We start from the raw sequence: 16,835 nt of genomic DNA, 5'->3' as shown, positions 1-16,835 counted from the left end.
ACTCTCTGAAAAGCACCGACAATCTCAGTTGTCGGTGCTTTTGCGACACGCGGTTCAAGAGATAATAAAAATGATAATAAACAGTCGTTTAAGTGCCTTGGCGTTAGCTTTGGCTTTGTCTGCTTTAGCTTCGCTTGCTTGTGCTGAGGGTGGAGCCGTAGGCTCTGTCCTGAGCTCATCGGCGATGCAAATCGCCACACCCGCTCATGCTGTTTTGATTGATTTGGCACGTGCTGGTGATCGACTGATTGCGGTTGGTGAAAGAGGCGTCATTGTACTTTCCGATGACAATGGCCAGTCCTGGAGACAGGTGCAGGTACCGGTCTCAGTCAGTCTGGTTGCGGTTCAGTTCATCGATGACGAACATGGCTGGGCGGTCGGACACGGTGGCACAGTGTTGGCCACTGCTGACGGTGGTGAGCGCTGGAGCCTCCAGCTTACGGGTATACAGGCTGCAGAGATTGAGTTAAAGGCAGCTCAAGATATAAAGGCTAATGCAGTCGCTGCCGACGCGGCTGATATGCGCATTTCCAATGCCGAACGCCTGGTAGCAGATGGGCCGGATAAACCATTCCTGGCGCTGCATTTTCTTGATGCCAGCCACGGCCTCGTAGCCGGCTCTTACGGAATGGTTTTTTCTACTCAGGATGGTGGGGCAACATGGCAATCGCTGATAGGCAGCATCGAAAATCCGTCGCTTGTGCACATCTACGCGATCGCTCGGAAAGACCACCTTTGGTTTCTTGCCGGTGAACAAGGTTATGTAGCTCGCTCAACAGATGACGGAAAGTCTTTCACACAATTGCCAAGCCCATATAACGGTAGCTTTTTCACTGCGAATGTACGGGGTGACGGAGCTCTGCTGATCGCGGGACTTAAAGGCCATGCCTATTTGTCATCTGATGATGGTGCCAGCTTTAATCAATTGAAGGTGTCTAGGCCGAGTTCAATCAGTAGTTCCGCTCGATTGCCAGATGGAAGTGTATTGCTAGCCAATCAAACTGGTGATGTGTTCAGTAGCTCCACCTCAAATGGTTTAGCACTTAACCCGGTGGGCAATCCGCTGGGAATTCCCGTGAGCAGCATTGTTGAGGCGGTCGACGGTAGTCTGATTACCTCCGGTTTTGCTGGTTTGTCACGTTTTTCACATCCCGCCACTGAAGTTTCGGAGTGAGCATATGAATTCCGCTCGTCATCCTTCCCTGCCTGAGTCAGGCATATTTGATCCAAGGTCAGGGACCTTGGTTGAGCGTGCTTTATTCAACCATCGCCACTGGGTGCTTCTGCTATGTCTGCTGACGACGGTCCTGCTCGGCTGGCAATCCACTCGACTGGGATTGAACGCTAGTTTCGAGAAGATGATCCCGACTGGTCATCCCTATATTGCCAATTATCTAGCCAATCAAAAGGAGCTCTCCGGACTCGGTAATACGGTGCGTATCGCGGTTGCAAACAAGAAGGGGGATATCTACGACACTGATTACCTGCGTACTTTGCAGTCCATGAACGATCGTATCTTTTTGCTGCCAGGCGTGGACCGCGTGTACATGAAGTCGCTATGGACGCCTTCCACACGCTGGGTTTCGGTGACGGAGGATGGGCTTGATGGTGGACCGGTCATTCCTGACAAGTACGACGGCAGCCCCGCATCCCTCGCTGAGTTACGAAGCAATGTGCAGTTGTCCAACGAGATAGGCCAACTGGTAGCCTTCGACCAGCGGTCCAGCATCATTTCCATTCCTTTGCTCTCACGCACGCCGGAGGGGCAGCCCCTCGACTACGCCAAACTTTCTGCTCAGTTGGAAGCGCTTCGCGCTGAGTTTCAAAGCGACAACATTGACATTCACATCACGGGGTTCGCAAAGAAGGTAGGGGACCTGATAGATGGGCTGGGGCAAATCATGCTGTTCTTTGCCGCCGCCATTGCTATCACGACAGTAGTGCTCTATGGCTACACCCGATGCCTGCGGAGCACATTTCTGGTCGTGCTTTGCTCGGTAGTGGCAGTTGTCTGGCAGCTTGGTTTGCTGCCGTTGCTGGGGTATGAGCTTGACCCATATTCGGTCCTGGTGCCCTTTCTGGTGTTTGCCATTGGCATGAGTCATGGCGCCCAGAAAATGAACGGCATCATGCAGGATATTGGTCGCGGCATGCACCGAGTGGTTGCCGCGCGCTTCACGTTTCGTCGCCTGTTTCTCGCCGGTCTGACTGCACTGCTTTGTGATGCGGTGGGATTCGCCGTGTTAATGATCATTCAGATTAAAGTCATTCAAGATTTGGCCATTATCGCTAGCATCGGCGTTGCGGTGCTGATTTTCACCAACCTCATTTTGCTACCCGTCCTGCTCTCCTATGTCGGCGTCAATCGCTGCGCAGCCGAACTAAGCCTCAAGAGCGAACGGGCCGAGCAGAGTGGTCAAGCGCGACACGTTTTTTGGCGATTCCTTGATCTATTTACTCGAAAACCATGGGCCTTGATCAGCGTAGTTGTCAGCCTGGTGGCTGCTGTGCTGGGCTTTATGGTCAGCTTGCATCTGGCAATTGGCGATCTTGATGCGGGAGCGCCAGAGCTACGTCCAGACTCGCGTTACAATCTGGACGATGCCTTCATGACCCGCAGCTACGGGGCCAGCAGTGACCTGTTTGCCATAATGGTGAAGACGCCGAAGAGTGCCTGCTCTCGCTACGACATCTTGCGCAAGGTCGATGATTTAGATTGGCAGTTGCGTAGTTTGCCCGGTGTAGATTCAACCAACTCCATGGCGCTGCTAAATCGTCGTATGTTGGTAGGCCTGTCTGAGGGCAACTCGAAGTGGTACGAGCTGCAAAACAACCAGGCAATGCTCAACATGATTACCGCCAGCGCGCCACGTGGACTTTACAACGAGTCCTGCAGCCTGCTGACGCTTTACGTTTTTCTCAAAGACCATAAAGCTGAAACCCTTTCGCGCCTGGTTAATCACGTCGAAGCTTTTGCAGCGGCTAATGACACCGATGAAGTCAAATTCCAGCTTGCTGCCGGTTCTGCAGGAATAGAGGCGGCAACTAACATTGTGGTCAAAGAGGCCAACCGCGAAATGCTGTTTTGGGTGTACGGCGCGGTTATTTTGCTCTGCCTCATCACCTTCAGGTCTTGGCGAGCGACTTTGTGTGCCGTAATTCCGCTTATGCTCACGTCGATACTGTGTGAGGCATTGATGGTCGGGTTAGGTATTGGCGTAAAAGTGGCGACGTTGCCGGTAATCGCTCTAGGTGTCGGTATCGGGGTTGATTACGCGCTGTATGTAATGACCATCATGCTGGGTTTCTTGCGCGAAGGAAAAAGCCTCTCGGAAGCTTACTACCGTGCCTTGGTTTCCACTGGGAAGGTCGTAATGCTCACAGGGATAACTTTGGCGATAGGTGTTGGTACCTGGATATTTTCCCCCATCAAGTTCCAGGCTGACATGGGTGTTCTCCTGGCGTTCATGTTTGTCTGGAACATGGTGGGGGCTCTTCTCCTGCTGCCGGCACTGGCTTACTTTCTTTTGCCTTCCACCCCCCGTACCGATGCTTCCAGCAGCAAGGTGGCCAACCCGATGGCGTTGAGTGAACAACCCACTTCAGCTCATCCACTGCGTCTGCACAGCGCCAACTCCTGATCATCGCGCCACGGCGTATTACGGTTGATCAAGGGCTTTCATAACAACTGCGGCGGGGGAATATAGTGCGCGGATAATCCTGGACCTGGTTCAGGTTTTTTTCCGGCCATTGACGCTGCCTACGTTGGGCAGGCCGTAGCGGCTCCTTCAGTGGACATGTTTCCCTGTCCCCTGGCGCACCACCACTAGCATGAAGAGGGATGGGTATGTCTTTGGTGAACCGGTTACTGGGTAATCTCTCGGTAGGAGCTAAGCTGTCGATCGGTTTTGGCTTGGTGCTGCTATTCACTCTCGGGGTGGGAATTACCGCGTTTCATTCTTTGAGTTTGTTGGGGGCACGCGGTGAACAACTCCGTACTGAGGACTGGATTCAAACGTTGATCCTGCAGGCTCGAATCGCGGAAAAAGAATATGCGCTAAATCTTTCTCCTCTGGCGCAGGATCAAGTGCGAAGTGCAATTGACCAGCTCATTCGCCATTTTGATGATCTCCCCCAAAAAAACAGCGCTGAGATAGCGATGCGGGATGCGTCCAGCGACTATTTGAAGCAATTCCTGAGTTATGCCGAGTCTCTTCAGCGAGCACGCGAGGCTCGCTTGCGCATGCAAATACTCGCCCAGACAGCGGGGGAGAGCTTCACCTTGGTATTTCTCGATCAGCTGGATGCATTGAGCGAGCAACAAGAACAAGGAGCCTCTCCAGGCAGTGGGAAACTGTTGTTGCTGGAACAGACCACCGCTCTGCGTGACAAGCTGGCGAAGCTCCGTGACAGCGAACTTTATTATTCGTTGGATGGTGAGGAGCGCTTCCGTAGCGATTGGGAGATGAGCATGAGCGACCTGCTGTCTTCAATGCAGGTGCTCAATCTTGATGATCAGGAAAAGGTTTCGCTGCAGGCTGCAAGCAACGCTTTGGGAGATTATCGAAAAGCCTTCGAACAGTTCGTTGCCAGCCGCAAGCAAATAGCACTTAGTAGCGAAGCGATGAACACGCAAACCCAGCAAGTCAGCGGGTTGCTGGATAAGGCCAACCAATTTCAGAGCCAGGCGATTCAACGCGATAGTCGCAGTGCATTCCTTCAGCTTGGCCTTATCAGCCTGCTGGCATTAGCGTTGGGTGTTGGCGCCAGTCTATTAATACGCCACTTGATACTGCAGCCATTACGTCGGGTTGTTCATTTGGCGCAACAGGTTGCTGCAGGCGACCTAAATTGCGCGCTTGACGGTAGTAGCGGTCGCCATGATGAGCTTGGGCAGCTATTGGATACGGTCAATGGCATGCTAGGTAGTTTGAGAGGTTTGGTGGGTCGAATTGGTTCCGGGGTAGGCCTGCTCAATGGAACGGCAGGGAGTCTGGCAGAAGTCATTCAGCGCAGCAGCCGGGGTGTTGAAAGACAACGACAGGAGACTGAAATCGCCGCAACCGCAATGCAGCAAATGACCGCGATGGCCAGCGAAGTTTCGCATAATGTCAAGGAGGCTAGTGCTGCCGTCACTCTTGCCGATGGCCAGGCGCGCGAAGGTGACGATTTGGTACGCAAAGCGGGTTCCAAGATCGATCAATTAGCTTTGGAAATGACCGGCTGCGCTGATGCCATGCAATCTTTGCTGCTGGAAAGTACCGCCATAGGCGGTGTACTTGACGTTATTAAGGCTGTAGCAGAGCAGACAAATTTACTGGCATTAAATGCGGCCATAGAAGCTGCGCGAGCGGGTGAACATGGTCGTGGATTCGCGGTAGTTGCTGACGAAGTGCGTGGATTGGCGCGCCGCACACAACGTTCTACTGCGGAAATCGAAGGCTTGATCAGTCGACTGCGTGGGGTTGCCCATCAGGCAACTGAGCGGCTTCAAGGGAGTCATGTACTAACAGGAGAAACAGTGATCCTTGCTGGTCAGGCATCTCAGGCATTGACGCGTATTACCCGCGCGGTATCAAGCATTGAGCAGATGAACAAACAAATCTCGGCGGCAGCGGAGCAACAACAAGTTTTGGCACAACAGGCGAGCCAGAACATAGTGCGGGTGCGCGAGGTGGCAGAGGAAAGCGCCCAGGAAAGTGTGAAATTGCAGCAGTTGACGCTCGAACTCCAGCAAGTGGATCAGGAGTTGAATACAGCGGTCGGTCACTTCCGCACGTAAGTATTTTCATCCAGTAGCGAGTTACGCTCCAGCGTATACCCCCTTCGAGCTGGAACAGTCTGGCCAGATCAATTCGCCGTGCGTTGAGCTGCGTCGCCGAGTGGCCAGAAAGCATTTCCACCAAGTGCTCGGTTTTCCCTGCTGTTCGCCCAGGAAGCGGGGCTGGAAACAAGGTTAGGGGCGGGCAACATGTTTGCGTTAGTCGAATAGCCGCCCATCATCTGGTAATTCCAAAGGCACACTCCAACTTTCCGCGTTTCAGACGCTTTTTAGAGTGGAAGGAAAGTGAGTTGGGACATGAATTCACTTATTGAGCAACGTCGATACAAAAGTAGTTTTCGCTCACACCGGAGTAAGCATTGAAAGAGCTTTAATGGTGATCTCGCTCAACGAGCCAAACCATTCAGCAGAAGGTGTATTCAGTACTTTTCACCTATCAAAGACCTGGTTTCACGCAGGGCCGCCGACATCTCGCCGACGAGGCTTTCCCTCGTCTCTTCACGTATTAATGGATTGGTGCAGCGCCAAAACTGCCTAGAAAACGGCCATATCCAAGCTCGCGGAACTCCTACAGCTTAAACACCAGGTAGACGGTTGAACCCCTCGGAGGTGATGCTGGCCTGAATTGTTGACGCCGATGCCAAATTGCCCGTAACCGTCCGGCCAGCACCCTCTCCTGAAAGCCCTCCAAATTAGCCAAGATAGTGGACACCATTTTTTAGTGGACACTATCTTGGATACCGTTGCCCTAGCCCGTCGAACCGGCCGCCGCCCCAACTTCTCGCTGGCGTTCAAACGCCAAGTCGTCGAGGCGACCCTCCAGCCTGGCGCCTCCGTGTCGTTGATCGCTCGTGAGCATGACGTCAATGCCAACCTGGTGTTTCGCTGGCGGCATCAATATCAGGAAGGGGTATTCGGCGTCGTCAGCCAGAGCGCAACGCTTCTGCCCGTCCAGGTGATGGAGGCGCCAATCGATCTGCCGCACGTCGTCCAGCCACAGGCGGAGTGTCATTCCGAGATCGCAGTTGAGGTCGGAAAAGCCAAGTTGCGTATCATGGGCGCACCCGATCCGCAGACGCTGCAATTCGTCTTGCAGCAGTTGCTGCGATGATTGCCCCGCCCGCTGGAACCCGTATCTGGATCGCCGCCGGCGTCACGGATATGCGCCGTGGCTTCGATGGTTTAGCGGCACTGGTGCAGACACAGTTGGAAGCCGACCCGTTTTCCGGTCAGATATTTGCCTTTCGCGGACGGCGCGGTGACCGGATCAAGCTGTTGTGGTGGGATGGCGACGGCTTGTGTCTGTTTTGCAAACGGTTGGAACAAGGGCGCTTCGTCTGGCCGCAAGCAACCAGCGGCAGCGTGTCGCTGACGCCTGCGCAGTTATCGATGCTGTTGGAAGGCATTGATTGGCGCAGGCCAATTCGTACAGCGCCTGTCCTCGCAGTCTGACTTGCCGCGCTGAAAAAATCCCCAGTAACATGCGGTCATGACTCTCGTGACCGACTCCCTGCCGAACGATCTTCAAGCCTTGAAGACTCTGGTCTCTGCCCAGCGGGCAGAGATTGAGCGCTTGAAAATGATGATCGCCAAGCTGCGTCGTACGCAGTTCGGTCGCAGCTCCGAGCAACTGGACGCGATGATCGATCAACTCCAGTTGAGCCTCGAAGAGCTGCAAGTCAGCCAAGCCGAAATGACAACGCCAGTCGAACCGGCACCTCGCGCAGTTTCGCGCCGCAAACCATTGCCCGAACACCTGCCTCGCGAAACTCACGTGCATCAGCCCGAGTCGCAATGCACGGGCTGCGTGGGAAGCTTCGCTATTTGGGTGAGGATGTGTCCGAAGTGCTGGAGTACGTTCCGGCACGTTTCAAAGTTATTTGCCATGTCCGTCCGAAGTGGGTCTGTCGCTGCTGCGAGCACATCGCCCAGGTGCCGGCGCCGAGTCGTCCGATAGCCCGAGGCCTTGCAGGCCCGGGGTTGTTGGCCCATGTGCTGGTCTCCAAGTTTGTTGATCATTTGCCGTTGTATCGGCAGTCCGAGATCTACGCCCGTGAGGGCGTCGAGCTGGAGCGCTCAACCCTGGCCGACTGGGTGGGCCAGAGCAGTCAGTTGCTCAGGCCGCTGATCAACGCCCTTGAGCACCACGTCATGAGCGGTCACAAAGTCCATGCAGACGACACGCCGATTGGCGTGCTCGCGCCGGGCAACGGCAAGACCAAAACGGCTCGCCTGTGGACATACGTGCGGGACGACCGGCCTGCGGGTGACTCGACACCGGCGGCGGTCTGGTTTGCCTACTCGTCGGATCGCAAGGGGCAACATCCGCGCGCTCATCTCAAGGGCTTTAGCGGGATCTTGCAGGCTGACGGCTACGCCGGTTTTGCTCAGCTGTATGCGACGGGCACTATTGAGGAAGCTGCATGCTGGGCTCACGCCCGGCGCAAGTTTTACGATGTCTACAAAGACTTGGCTTCACCCCTTGCCGCCGAGGCGCTGCAACGGATTGCAGCCCTGTATGCCATCGAAAGTGAGATCCGAGGGCAGCCGCCTAACCTGCGAAAAACGGTTCGGCAAAGTCGGGCCAGTCCGCTGCTGGAGCACCTGCACACATGGCTTAATCAGACGCTGACTCAACTGTCGAAAAAGTCGGCATTGGGCGGTGCAATCCTCTATGCCCTCAACCGGTGGCAGGCCTTAACGCGCTACTGCAATGACGGCCGAATCGAAATCGACAACAACGCCGCCGAACGGGCGCTACGCGCCGTCGCGCTGGGCCGCAAAAACTACCTGTTTGCCGGTTCCGATGTCGGCGGAGAACGAGCCGCTGCGATTTACAGCCTGGTGGGTACTGCCAAGCTAAACGGGTTAAACCCACAGGCCTATCTGGCCTACGTACTTGAGCACATTGCCGAACACTCGATCAATCGGGTGAGCGAGTTGCTGCCTTGGAACATTTCTTTGAATCACACTGAACACTGCGAGGCCACCTGATCCATGGTTAAAACTGTCCGTTTACCCAAACCCGCCCCCGACCTGTTACTGCTGCACATCGAGCTGAAGTGGATCACTCCGAAGATTTGGCGTCGGTTCGCGGTGCCTGAAAACATCACCTTGGGCAAGCTGCACCATGTCATCCAGGTCGTGATGGGCTGGAGTGATAGCCATCTGCATGAGTTTGAAATTGCTGGTGAGAATTACGGCATGCCCGACCCTGATGGTTGGGGGCCGACGGTGAACCCGGAATCCCGTAAAACGCTGATCAAGGCGCTAAGCGGAAAGCGGACATTCAATTATCTCTACGACTTTGGTGACAGCTGGCATCACAGTATCAAGGTCGAAAAAACGCTACCCGCTGTTGCCTGTCCTCAGGTGCCGTACTGCATCGACGGCGCCAATGCTTGCCCACCGGAAGACGTGGGTGGCGGGCCTGGTTACGAGGAGTTTCTGGAGGCGATGGGCAACCCCGATCATCCAGAGCATGACGCCATGGTTGAATGGCATGGCGATGTTTTTGATCCGGCGACATTTGAGTGCGAGCGCGTGAACCAGTGGTTTAAACGGATTAAGGTTTGAGTTGCAAGGCGGTGTAGCTCGGACGCTTACAATTGCCCCACGTGGCGACGCAAGACTGACCCATCTTCAAGTCGGCACAAATCCAGCACAGGTATTGGTTCGCGAGGAATTAGAATGGGTCAGTGACACCTCGGTAACTGGGTCAATTCGGCGTCGGCGCCAACACTCTAGGCGGTCTCGGAACTCATGGAAGCGGTTTTGTCTTGGCTTTACCACCATCTTGGGAGCTTGTGAATTGCCCTGGGTTTGATGAAACCCCAAACCCATAAGGGTGTTGCTCTTCTTTGAGGGCCGTACCTATGAGCGGTAGCAAACGAAGGCGAGCCTTATTAGGCTTATGATCGTGCATTGACACACACCGTATAAATAAGGGGGGCCTGATGGCAACTGCACATGTTTTCATCGCCACCAGTCTGGATGGCTTCATCGCCCGGCCCGATGGCGACATCGACTGGCTTTTGCAGCGCGATGATCAGACCGAGGATCATGGCTACTCAGATTTCATCGCCGACAAGGATGTAATCGTGATGGGGCGGGGAAGCTATGAGAAGGTGCTAACCTTCGACACATGGTTCTATGACCGGCCCGTGGTGGTGCTGTCTGAGCAGTTGGCCGACTCTCCGGTGCCCGAGGCGCTGAAGGGCAAGCTGCGTTTTTCCAACCACTCACCTAGGGACGTGATGGAGGAACTGGCGAGGCAAGGCATGCGTCGGGTCTATGTCGATGGCGGGCAGTTGGTGCAATCATTCCTGCGCGATGAATTGGTCGCCGATATGGTGATCACCACCGTTCCCGTGCTGATCGGGTCGGGTAGGCCATTGTTCGGGGGCCTTCAGCGGGATGTTGACTTGAAACTGTTATCCAGCCGCTGTTTTCCTTCGGGTTTGGTGCAGTCCACCTATCGGCTGGCCCCATAACCCACCCGAATGGACGTCCTACCCAAGGCAAGGGCGGGGGTACGCATCGTACCCCCGCCCTCGATCATCTACTGGGCTCTTTGGTGGCCCACTGAAGGGGAGGATAGGAGCTTCAGGAATCCCTGCGTCCATCGACTGCTTCTGGGCCGATTTCTGACGGTCAAGATAGCCCGAAATCGACTCCAAGCAAGCGCTCAGTGGTATCTACGAAGCCATTATGGATTCCATAGTCAAGAACTGACCTATGAAGGAGGAAGTGATTCAGTGACGGCATAGGCTGGAAAAGACAACATCGACTCGTTTGGCGTGTGCTCGTAGGTCGAGGACAACACAGCACTGAGTCGATCGCCCAACAGGTTCCAGGCGCGTTTCTTCTCTTCGGCATAGTCGTGATGCAGGTAGTGGCGTCTCACCCGGGAGCCGGCCAACACATGATTTTGGCAGCGGTCGATGACGTCCAGACTGACCCCCAAGGCCTGCATCATGGTCGCGCCGGTACGGCGCAGGTCATGGGGCGTCCAGTCGCCGTTCTGGCCGTCGGCCAGGACCAGGGTGTCATCGTGACGCCGTCTGGAGAGGGCCTTGCGGTTTTTGAAGCGGGCCTGGCGATCGCCGACCTGCTTGCTCACTACCTTTAAGTCCACATGCCCATCATCCTGCTTGTTCGGAAAGCACCACCGAGAGTCGCCCGTGAGGGTCTTGAGTTCCTGAAAGAAATGCAGGGCGAAGGGGGAGAGGAAGACATGGTGGTCCTGTTTCTTGCCGCGAGTGCCTTTGACGTTTTCACTGGGGAGGAACCACGTCTGCCGCTCCAGATCGACATTTTTCCATTCGGCCTGCAGCAACTCGCCAATCCGGCACAGGGTGCCCAGGCTGATCCAAAGCGCGAGTTGAGTTTCTTTTTTTAACGGCCGAATGCCCTCGTACTTTTGACCCGCGGGGAGGGCGTTGTAATCGGCGGTCATTTGCTGGAAGCGGTTGTGCAGTTCCAACAGCTCAGCCGGTGGTAGGATGCGGCTTCTTTCGGCTTCGTAGTCGGCAGGGATCAGTGGGGTGATGTCGACCAGGTCCGTCGGATTGCCCTCAACCAGTAAGGCCCGCCAGGGCTGACGTTTTCTGGCCCAACTGAACATCTGGGTGAGGTCGGCGAAGAAGCTGATGGCTTGACGGTGAGCGCCGCGGTTGACCACGGTGCGGATCAGCGCCCGAATATCGTGTTCGGAAACATTGTTCACCGCGGTCTTGCCGAGTGCTGGGTAAAGGTCCTTACTAAAGCGCCGTTGCAACTCCGCGTTGCCGTCTTTACGCGCGACGCCATCCAACAGCCAGGCTTTGGCCAGATCCTGGACGGTCAGCGTTTGCACCTTCGCCGTTTTTACCTGCTCGGCCTCTGCGTTCGTTGCGGCATGCGCCTGTGCCTTGGCGGTTTTCTTGTGTTCGTTGGGATTGATCTGCTCATCGATGAGCGCACGTGCCTGGTTGCGTGCCTTGCGGATGTCCGTCAGGGATTTGCGCGGCCAGGACCCGCAGGAGTACTCTTTATTCTGCTCGCCCCACCGATAGCGATAGAAAAAGCTGACTGAAACACCGTCCTTTCGAACTGAGATTCGACCGGCGAGATTACCATCCTCGCGGAGGATGCGACCGGCATCATTGGCGGTCAGTGCTTCGAGTTCTTTAATGGTAATTTTAGCCATAAAACGGACTCCCCCTACTTTTACCCCCACAAAAACGTCGGCTCTTGATGGACGTTGCTGGAATCTCGTAGAGCAGAACGCCGCTGGAGCTCAAGTAAATACTAGCTTAGAAAAATCCAGAGTAAAATTCTGGAAGCTTTCAAGAGGTATGAAAAAGGAGATGGGGTGCTAGGGGTCGAGTGTTCGAATCACTCCGTCCCGACCATATAATTCAAAGGGTTGCGAGATTTTATCTCGCGACCCTTTTTTATTTTCAAGTGTTTTTACCCCTACGAAACGGCTGGCTTTGGATGGAATCCTCGTCTGCTTTGAAGAAAATGGACGCGAGATTTCTGGGTGCCAATGTCCCCCTCGGAGTATGTTTCGGCGATGGAGGATAAGGGGGACCTTGATGACGGCCCGTCAGCAATCTCCAGCTCTGACTGTGGGGGCGCGCTAAGAAGCCCCAATAGCCGGCGTGGTCCCGCTGGCGGTGGCCTCCGGGCCGATGACGCCAGCCAACGGGCAATCGGTACCGGCGTGATCGGTGGCATGCTTGCGGCAACGCTGCTCAGTGTTTTGTGGGTACCGGTGTTCTTTGTCTGGGTACTGTCCATGGCGAGTCGCTTGCGAACGCGCCGGCCCTGTTCACCGAAACAATAATCGAGAAGGGTGAGTGATGACCGCAGCTAAAGCCGCGTCGCTTTCACTCGATCGTTTCCCGTGCTTCTTCCTGAATCCATTCCACGAACGCCTTGATCTCAGCCCTCTGCACTGCTTCCGGCCGAGTGACGACGTAATAGGCAAATCTTGCCGGCCAAGGCTTGTCCATGACTTGCACAAGGCGACCCGCAGCGATTTCCTCGCGAGCGTACTCCTGAGGGACTAAAGCGAGGCCCTGGCCAGCCTCCGCGGCGCGAATCAGCAGGAAGTCATCTTCAAAAGCGGTACCGCGTTCGGCGCGTGGGTCTTTTGCGACGCCATGTGCCGTGAGCCACAAGGACCAGTCTGCGCGGTCAGAGTCGTGCAGCAGCGGGAAGTTCAGGCAATCCACGGGTTCCATGAGTTCAGGGCTTGCCGCCATGAAGGCGGAGCTTGCGACGGGCACCAATATGGGCGCCATCAATCGTGTGACCGCCAAGCCAGGGTAGCTTCCCAACCCATGCCGCAGTGCCACATCGACTCGGTCCCGACGCATATCCACCACGGCGGAAGTCGCCTCGACGCGGACCTCTATGTGCGGATGTCGCAGGTTGAAACGGCCCAGTCGTGGCACCAGCCATGAGGCAGCGAACGTAGCGACGGTGCTGACGGTCAAGGTTTGACGGGATTTGATCTCTTCCAGGGACTGCAACGCCTCCTGCATTTGTTCGAAAGCCTGGAACAGCGCGGGATGCACGCTGGCCCCCGCTTCAGTAAGGCGCAAACCGCTCCTCTCTCGCGTAAAAAGCGCCATTCCGATTCGATCTTCCAGCAACCGAATCTGTTGGCTGACCGCGCCTGATGTGACGCTCAAGGCTTCAGCGGCAGCTTTTATACTTCCTCGCTGGCCAACCTCAACGAAGGTTCTTAGTGCAAGAAGAGGCAGTGACGTTGCCATCGGCTTTAGTTTTCCTAAATGTGGTACGCAAAAATGATCGTTTCCGCTTACGAAACGCCAACGCGATGATACATCGTGTTTAGAGGTACTAAGTTAATTTAGCAAAACTAAATCAAATGGGATGCACAATGAATAACCCTCGCTGGCGCCTTTGCCTGATATTGCTCTGCACGACTCAGTTCGTCGCACTGCTCGACTTTTCCATCACCATGATTCCCTTGCCGCAAATTCAGGAAAGCCTGGGCTTCACGCCTGGCGCCTTGCAGTGGGTGATCAACGCGTATGGTGTCGCCATTGCAGGCTTCCTCCTGCTGGGCGGGCGTGCTGCCGACATGTTTGGCCGTCGCCGCGTGTTCCTGATTGGCCTGGTGATTTTCACCCTCGGTTCGTTGCTCGGTGGTTTCTCGCAAACTCCCGCCATGCTGATCGCCACCCGAGCCATGCAAGGCTTTGGCGCCGCGCTGTTTTCACCGGCAGCGTTTTCGCTGCTGCTGGCACTGTTTCCCGACCAGGCATCGCGTAATCGAGCGCTGGGTGCCTGGACGGCGGTGGCGGCGAGTGGCTTTGTCGCCGGCCTGATTCTGGGTGGGGTCATTACCGATGTCATGGGCTGGCGCTGGGTCCTTTGGATCAATGTACCGGTCGGCGTGCTGGTGATCGCATTGTCAGGTTACTTGCCGGCAGGCGAGCGTGACGTCGCCATGGTGGGCAGGCGTCTGGATATCGGCGGTGCCGTGTTGGTTGCCGGGGGCGCCGCGACGCTGGTGTTTGCGTTCGCCAACAGCGAGCACGTCGGGCTTGCGTCTCCAGTCACCTTTGGGCTGGTTGCCCTGGCTTTGGGTTTGCTCGCCTTGTTCGTCTGGGTAGAAAGCAAGGTGGAATACCCGTTGATGCCTATCCCGATTTTCTGGCGACGCATGACGGGGGGCGCGAACCTGGTGTCGCTGCTCGCGAACACCGCACTGGGCCCGACCTTTGTCGTGGTGGCGTTATACATGCAGGAAGTCCTCGGTTTTACCGCGACCCAGACAGGGTTGGGGCTGCTGCCGATGGCGATTGCGTTCACCCTCTCCAGTGCCTGGGTAGGCCCGAGCCTGATCGCCAAGGTTGATACCAAGCCGGTCATTCTGGGGGGCATGGCGTTGTTCATCTGCGGCCTGGCACTGCTTGGCCTTTGCTTGGCTGCAGATACTTCCTGGGCAGGCTCTATCCTTCCCGGCACGTTGCTGGCGGGCATTGGGTATGGCATCGCGTTTCCTGCCTGGACAGTGGCGGGTATTGAAGGCGTGGATGCCGTCGACCATGGCTTGGCGGGAGGCATGCTGACCACGACCCAGGAGGTGGGTTCGGCAGTTGGCTTGGCCGTGGGGGTGGCGGTGAGCATCGCTGTTTTGGCGGGCGGCGGCACTGAAGTACAAGGCTTCAGCTACGCCATCCTGGTTTCCGCCTGCATGGTGGTGGTCGGCGCTGTATGTGCCGCACTCATCTTGCCCGGCAAGGTCCAAAGCGTGGCTGTTGCAACGTAAGCACACCCGTCAACCGCTTACCTGGCTCGCCCTCGTCTTTTGAACTGACGAGGGCGAGCCGGGTAACGCGCCACAGCGATTGCCCAATCAGGCCGCCGGATCTTCCAGTTGCACTTTCCGCGGCGGCACGAAGGCCTGATCGTCACGCGAAAACTCGGCTTCAAGTGCCAACAACCCTCGCTTCTTGTCCAGGCCGCCGGTGTAGCCGGTCAGGTGACCCGTGGCGGCGATTACGCGATGGCAGGGCACGATGATCGATATCGGATTGACCGCGTTGGCCATGCCGATAGCACGAGCGGAGGAGGGCTTGCCCATTGCCTTTGCCAACTCGCCATACGTGGTAGTGGTTCCGTAGGGGATCTCCCTGAGCAACGCCCAAGCGTCTTTGAGAAACGCACTGCCAGCGGGGGCGAGCGGTATGTCGAATGTTTGGCGGGTACCGCAGAGGTATTCACGCAATTGCAGGCAAACCGCAGCGCCAGCCTGCTGATCCAGGATGGCGTCTCGGTATTCAGGCCTTTCGCTGAAATCGAGCCTTATCAGTGCACCGTTTTGGTCAAGCAGCATGTGGATCATGCCCAGGCGGCTATCGAGATAGCCTTGGAACAGGCGCGTTTGGGCAATAGACATGTTAGCGGTCTCCGGTTACGAGGCTGAGCAGGGGAGTGCCCGCCGGGCACTCCAGGTATCGAGCGCTTACCAGTGCTGAGGGAAGGGCAAAGGACCGCTATGTGAGGGGAACAGGGGCAGTACTTCTTCTGCCAGTTCCTGAAGAATCTCTTTTGCCGGGCGCTCCGCCATCTGGATACCGAGTGCGGCGTGGTTAACGCCTGCATCGCGCCATTCGCCAAGCAACTCGATCAGCCCGTTACGCCCGGTCTTGAGCACATACCCGCCCCGAAGAGGCGTGCGGGGGAAGTCCGGGTCCTGCGCCAAATCGATCCATTCATTGGTCATGTGCGGGCGGAAACCACCGCTCGGAATGTTGGCGCGCCAGGTGCGGATTTTTTCCGCCAGGCGGCGCGGCCCCATGATGTTCTGGGTGGAATCGGGAAAGGTCAGCCAACCATCGGCGTGTTCGCCCAGCCATTGCATGGATTGCCGAGAAGAGCCGGTAACGATCAGCGGAATACGGCCTGTAACGGGCTTTGGCAGCAGTTGTGCTTCGCTCAGGTGGCCAAGCGGCGAATGGATCATCGGCGCTTTTACTTGCAGCAATTGCCGAAAGTAATCCACCGAATGGGCAAAGCGCTCACCGCGCTCGCTATGCTCGAGCCCATAGGCGGGGAACTCCACTGGGCGATCGCCTGATGCGATGCCCATCACCAGCCTTCCTCCCGACAGTTGGTCTATGGTCGCAGCGGCTTTGGCCAAGTCTATGGGGTGGCGTAGCGAGAAAATCGCGCTACCGGTCACAAGGCTGACCTGCTTGGTGCGTGCGGCAAGATAGGCAAGGTAAGTGAACGGATCAAACAACTGCCCCGCATCACCAAATGAAGGGTCGTACAGGGGGACATCGCGGACCCAGGTGGCGGCAAAGCCCAGCCGATCGATTTCACTGACTAAATCCGCCTGGCCGGTGAGTACCGACATATCACCTTCGTAAAACCGCAGCGGCAAGAAGATCCCCAGCGTCAGTTGGTGTTGCTCGAACATGCGGCGGTAGCCAGGGTGCCCGGCGAAAGTCGCGGCATCCGCTCCCCGGATCGATGAAGGCGCAATGTGCGTTACGTTTTCGCTCATACCAGTTCCTTGGTG

The 16,835-nt window shown here is 56.3% G+C and carries 12 protein-coding genes and 5 pseudogenes; 12 read left to right on the top strand and 5 right to left on the bottom strand.

The annotated features are described in order from the left end of the window. Window positions 1-70: 70 nt before the first annotated feature. The 4 genes and pseudogenes from PSH57_RS18235 to PSH57_RS29355 all read left to right on the top strand — a co-directional run bounded on the left by PSH57_RS18235 (window position 71) and on the right by PSH57_RS29355 (window position 5,782). Window positions 71-1,174, top strand: coding sequence for a WD40/YVTN/BNR-like repeat-containing protein (locus tag PSH57_RS18235; RefSeq protein WP_305384626.1), 1,104 nt, complete (start codon window positions 71-73; stop codon window positions 1,172-1,174). A 4-nt stretch (window positions 1,175-1,178) separates the two neighbouring features. Continuing rightward, the gene (locus PSH57_RS18230) at window positions 1,179-3,641 is read left to right on the top strand and encodes an efflux RND transporter permease subunit (protein ID WP_095152380.1); all 2,463 of its coding nucleotides are present in this window, start codon (window positions 1,179-1,181) and stop codon (window positions 3,639-3,641) included. Between the two features lie 200 nt (window positions 3,642-3,841). After that, a pseudogene (locus PSH57_RS29360) lies at window positions 3,842-4,876 on the top strand (MCP four helix bundle domain-containing protein); the annotation flags it as partial. Between the two features lie 42 nt (window positions 4,877-4,918). Beyond that, window positions 4,919-5,782, top strand: coding sequence for a methyl-accepting chemotaxis protein (locus tag PSH57_RS29355; RefSeq protein WP_422766106.1), 864 nt, complete (start codon window positions 4,919-4,921; stop codon window positions 5,780-5,782). Here PSH57_RS29355 and PSH57_RS18220 read toward each other — a convergent pair. Further along, window positions 5,776-5,909, bottom strand: a pseudogene (locus tag PSH57_RS18220) (LysR family transcriptional regulator); the annotation flags it as partial. The gene PSH57_RS29355 and the pseudogene PSH57_RS18220 overlap by 7 nt on opposite strands. A 79-nt stretch (window positions 5,910-5,988) precedes the next feature. On the opposite strand from PSH57_RS18220, the pseudogene PSH57_RS18215 reads away from it, so the two are divergent. The 6 genes and pseudogenes from PSH57_RS18215 to PSH57_RS18190 form a co-directional block, all read left to right on the top strand. After that, window positions 5,989-6,096, top strand: a pseudogene (locus PSH57_RS18215) (LysR substrate-binding domain-containing protein); the annotation flags it as partial. Between the two features lie 419 nt (window positions 6,097-6,515). After that, window positions 6,516-6,893: an IS66-like element accessory protein TnpA gene (gene tnpA / locus PSH57_RS29350; RefSeq protein WP_422766044.1), complete on the top strand. Its 378-nt coding sequence runs from the start codon at window positions 6,516-6,518 to the stop codon at window positions 6,891-6,893. After that, on the top strand, window positions 6,890-7,234 hold the full coding sequence (gene tnpB, locus PSH57_RS18205) for an IS66 family insertion sequence element accessory protein TnpB (RefSeq protein WP_034138746.1): 345 nt from the start codon (window positions 6,890-6,892) through the stop codon (window positions 7,232-7,234). The genes tnpA and tnpB overlap by 4 nt, the downstream gene beginning before the upstream one ends. 37 nt (window positions 7,235-7,271) lie before the next feature. Beyond that, window positions 7,272-8,776, top strand: a pseudogene (gene tnpC, locus PSH57_RS18200) (IS66 family transposase). Window positions 8,777-8,779: 3 nt separating this feature from the next. Then, window positions 8,780-9,358 carry a plasmid pRiA4b ORF-3 family protein gene (locus PSH57_RS18195; RefSeq protein WP_305384618.1) on the top strand — a complete coding sequence of 193 codons (579 nt, stop codon included), beginning with the start codon at window positions 8,780-8,782 and terminating at the stop codon, window positions 9,356-9,358. A 380-nt stretch (window positions 9,359-9,738) separates the two neighbouring features. Beyond that, complete coding sequence (locus PSH57_RS18190) at window positions 9,739-10,275, top strand: dihydrofolate reductase family protein (protein WP_305384617.1); 537 nt, start codon at window positions 9,739-9,741, stop codon at window positions 10,273-10,275. A gap of 242 nt (window positions 10,276-10,517) precedes the next feature. Here the strand turns inward: PSH57_RS18190 and PSH57_RS18185 are convergent, their stop codons facing one another. After that, window positions 10,518-11,972 carry a tyrosine-type recombinase/integrase gene (locus tag PSH57_RS18185; protein WP_305384616.1) on the bottom strand — a complete coding sequence of 485 codons (1,455 nt, stop codon included), beginning with the start codon at window positions 11,970-11,972 and terminating at the stop codon, window positions 10,518-10,520. 448 nt (window positions 11,973-12,420) lie between these two features. Here PSH57_RS18185 and PSH57_RS29345 point away from each other — a divergent pair. Then, window positions 12,421-12,614 (top strand): annotated as a pseudogene (locus tag PSH57_RS29345) (efflux RND transporter permease subunit); the annotation flags it as partial. Between the two features lie 43 nt (window positions 12,615-12,657). On the opposite strand, the gene PSH57_RS18180 reads toward PSH57_RS29345, so the two are convergent. Continuing rightward, a complete protein-coding gene (locus PSH57_RS18180; protein ID WP_305384613.1) occupies window positions 12,658-13,551 on the bottom strand; it encodes a LysR substrate-binding domain-containing protein in 894 nt (297 codons plus the stop codon). A 128-nt stretch (window positions 13,552-13,679) separates the two neighbouring features. Between PSH57_RS18180 and PSH57_RS18175 the strand changes: the two genes are divergently transcribed. Continuing rightward, window positions 13,680-15,077 (top strand): MFS transporter, encoded by a 1,398-nt coding sequence (locus PSH57_RS18175; RefSeq protein ID WP_305384611.1) that lies wholly within the window; start codon window positions 13,680-13,682, stop codon window positions 15,075-15,077. Window positions 15,078-15,164: 87 nt separating this feature from the next. On the opposite strand, the gene PSH57_RS18170 is transcribed toward PSH57_RS18175, so the two are convergent. Beyond that, a complete protein-coding gene (locus PSH57_RS18170; RefSeq protein WP_305384610.1) occupies window positions 15,165-15,707 on the bottom strand; it encodes a methylated-DNA--[protein]-cysteine S-methyltransferase in 543 nt (180 codons plus the stop codon). Window positions 15,708-15,773: 66 nt separating this feature from the next. Beyond that, complete coding sequence (locus PSH57_RS18165) at window positions 15,774-16,820, bottom strand: LLM class oxidoreductase (RefSeq protein ID WP_305384609.1); 1,047 nt, start codon at window positions 16,818-16,820, stop codon at window positions 15,774-15,776. Window positions 16,821-16,835: the final 15 nt, after the last annotated feature.

This window comes from Pseudomonas hefeiensis, from assembly GCF_030687835.1.
In the GTDB taxonomy this organism is placed as follows: Bacteria; Pseudomonadota; Gammaproteobacteria; order Pseudomonadales; family Pseudomonadaceae; genus Aquipseudomonas; species Aquipseudomonas hefeiensis.
Note: the sequence above shows the minus strand (reverse complement) of the source record. Positions and strands in the feature narration are given on the sequence as shown.

Bases quoted from the DNA above. Each gene is read 5' to 3' on its own strand.
- PSH57_RS18235 (WP_305384626.1), top strand. From the start codon at position 71: ATGATAATAAACAGTCGTTTAAGTGCCTTGGCGTTAGCTTTGGCTTTG.
- PSH57_RS18230 (WP_095152380.1), top strand. From the start codon at position 1,179: ATGAATTCCGCTCGTCATCCTTCCCTGCCTGAGTCAGGCATATTTGAT.
- PSH57_RS29355 (WP_422766106.1), top strand. From the start codon at position 4,919: ATGCTAGGTAGTTTGAGAGGTTTGGTGGGTCGAATTGGTTCCGGGGTA.
- tnpB (WP_034138746.1), top strand. From the start codon at position 6,890: ATGATTGCCCCGCCCGCTGGAACCCGTATCTGGATCGCCGCCGGCGTC.
- PSH57_RS18195 (WP_305384618.1), top strand. From the start codon at position 8,780: ATGGTTAAAACTGTCCGTTTACCCAAACCCGCCCCCGACCTGTTACTG.
- PSH57_RS18190 (WP_305384617.1), top strand. From the start codon at position 9,739: ATGGCAACTGCACATGTTTTCATCGCCACCAGTCTGGATGGCTTCATC.
- PSH57_RS18185 (WP_305384616.1), bottom strand. From the start codon at position 11,972: ATGGCTAAAATTACCATTAAAGAACTCGAAGCACTGACCGCCAATGAT.
- PSH57_RS18180 (WP_305384613.1), bottom strand. From the start codon at position 13,551: ATGGCAACGTCACTGCCTCTTCTTGCACTAAGAACCTTCGTTGAGGTT.
- PSH57_RS18175 (WP_305384611.1), top strand. From the start codon at position 13,680: ATGAATAACCCTCGCTGGCGCCTTTGCCTGATATTGCTCTGCACGACT.
- PSH57_RS18170 (WP_305384610.1), bottom strand. From the start codon at position 15,707: ATGTCTATTGCCCAAACGCGCCTGTTCCAAGGCTATCTCGATAGCCGC.
- PSH57_RS18165 (WP_305384609.1), bottom strand. From the start codon at position 16,820: ATGAGCGAAAACGTAACGCACATTGCGCCTTCATCGATCCGGGGAGCG.